This window comes from Dietzia sp. CW19, from assembly GCF_014145265.1.
Lineage (GTDB): Bacteria > Actinomycetota > Actinomycetes > Mycobacteriales > Mycobacteriaceae > Dietzia > Dietzia natronolimnaea.
In genome coordinates this window covers 1-2,219 of sequence record NZ_JAALEE010000323.1, presented here as the reverse complement: position 1 = coordinate 2,219, position 2,219 = coordinate 1, and the positions used below count along the sequence as shown (strand labels likewise).

At 70.1% G+C, this 2,219-nt stretch carries 1 protein-coding gene; it reads left to right on the top strand.

Annotation, left to right across the window (positions count from 1 at the left end; genetic code table 11):
- Positions 1-25: 25 nt before the first annotated feature.
- On the top strand, positions 26-2,191 hold the full coding sequence (gene glgB / locus G6021_RS10155; protein ID WP_182610173.1) for a 1,4-alpha-glucan branching protein GlgB: 2,166 nt from the start codon (positions 26-28) through the stop codon (positions 2,189-2,191).
- Positions 2,192-2,219 lie beyond the last annotated feature (28 nt).

The window sequence follows — 2,219 nt, the reverse complement described above, 5'->3', positions numbered from 1 at the left end:
AGCCCCCGACGCGCCGTCGGGCGGGATCCCCCGCGAGGAGCTCGACGCCCTCCGCTCCGGCACCCACCGCGACCCGCACTCGGTCTACGGCGCCCACCCGACCGGGTCCGGCTCGGTCGTGCGGACCATGCAGCCCGGTGCCACCTCGGTGGAGATCGTGCTGGGGACGCGCACGGTGCCCATGGAACCGCTCGGCGACGGCATGTTCGGGGCGGGGTTGCCCGAGCGGGACGTCCCCGACTACCGGTTCCGGGTGACCTACCCGGACGGGCACACGCGGATCGTGGCCGACGGGTACCGCTTCCTGCCCACTCTCGGCGAGATGGATCTCCACCTGATCAACGAGGGCCGGCACGAGCGGCTGTGGACCGTCCTCGGTGCGCACGTCCGCACGTACGACACCCCCGGGGGGCCCCTCACCGGGACGTCCTTCGCCGTCTGGGCCCCGAACGCCCGGGGCATCAGCGTGGTGGGCGACTTCTGCGGGTGGAACCCGATCGCCCTGCCCATGCGTGCGATCGGCGCCTCGGGAGTGTGGGAACTGTTCGTACCTGACGTGATCGACGACGCCGTCTACAAGTACTGCGTCCGCGGCGCCGACGGCCGGACCGTCGACCACGCCGATCCGCTCGCGGTGGCCACCGAGGTGCCCCCCGCCACCGGATCCAGGGTGTTCACGTCCGGCCACGAGTGGAACGACGACGAGTGGGTCGCCGGCCGGGCGACGCGCGACCACTCGCGCTCCCCGATGACGGTCCTCGAGGTCCACGTGGGCTCCTGGAGACCGGGACTCGGCTACCGCGAGTTCGCCCACCAGTTGGGCGACCACGTGACCGAGACCGGCTTCACCCATGTCGAGCTGATGCCCGTCGCCGAGCATCCCTTCGGCGGGTCATGGGGCTACCAGGTGTCCTCCTACTACGCCCCCACCAGTCGTTTCGGCACCCCGGACGACCTGCGCTATGTGGTCGACCACCTGCACTCGCGCGGCATCGGCGTGCTGGTGGACTGGGTGCCCGCGCACTTCCCCAAGGACGAGTGGTCCCTCGGCCGCTTCGACGGGACCCCGCTGTACGAGCACGCGGACCCCCGTCGCGGTGAGCAGCCCGACTGGGGCACCTACGTGTTCGACTTCGGTCGTCACGAGGTCCGCAACTTCCTGGTGGCCAACGCCCTGTACTGGGCGGAGGAGTTCCACGTCGACGGCCTGCGCGTGGACGCCGTCGCCTCGATGCTCTACCTGGACTACTCGCGGAACGAGGGCGAGTGGACCCCCAACCGCTACGGCGGTAGAGAGAACCTCGAGGCCATCTCGTTCCTGCAGGAGGTCAACGCCACCGTGCGCCGGGAGCACCCCGGATTCCTCATGATCGCCGAGGAGTCGACCTCCTGGGGCGGCGTCACCGCACCCACGGACACCGGCGGTCTCGGGTTCTCCATGAAGTGGAACATGGGGTGGATGAACGACACGCTGCGCTATGTGGGCCTCGACCCCGTCTACCGGGGACACCACCACGGCGAGGTCACCTTCTCCCTGATGTACGCCTGGAGCGAGCGGTTCGTCCTCCCGCTCAGCCACGACGAGGTGGTCCACGGCAAGGGATCGATGTGGCAGCGCATGCCGGGGTCCTCGTGGGACCGCGCGGCCGGGTTGCGCGGGCTCTACGCCTACATGTGGGCGCACCCCGGGAAGAAGCTCATCTTCCAAGGGATGGAGTTCGGTCAGGTCGGCGAGTGGAACGACGAACTGGGCGTCACCTGGGAGAACCTCGAGGGCTGGGAGGGCGAGTACCACCGCGGCATCCTCGCCTCGGTCCGGGACATGAACGCACGCTACGCGGAGAACCCCGGGCTGTGGACGCTCGACGACGACCCGTCGGGGTTCTCGTGGATCGACGCCAACGACTCGGAGCACAACGCGCTGTCGTTCCTGCGTACCGATCACGCGGGCAACACGATCGCCTGCGTGGTGAACTTCTCGGGCCGCACCCTGGACGACTACCGGATCGGTCTGCCCGAGGCCGGGTACTGGGAGGAGATCCTCAACACCGACGCCGAGGCCTACGAGGGGTCGGGAACCGGCAACCTGGGCGGGGTCCACGCGGAGGAGCGGCACCACCACGGCCGCACCCATTCCGCGGGCATCACCGTCGGCCCCCGCGCCGCGGTGTGGTTGCGGCACACGCGCTGACGGCGGGCGACACGCCGACTGCGGGCGG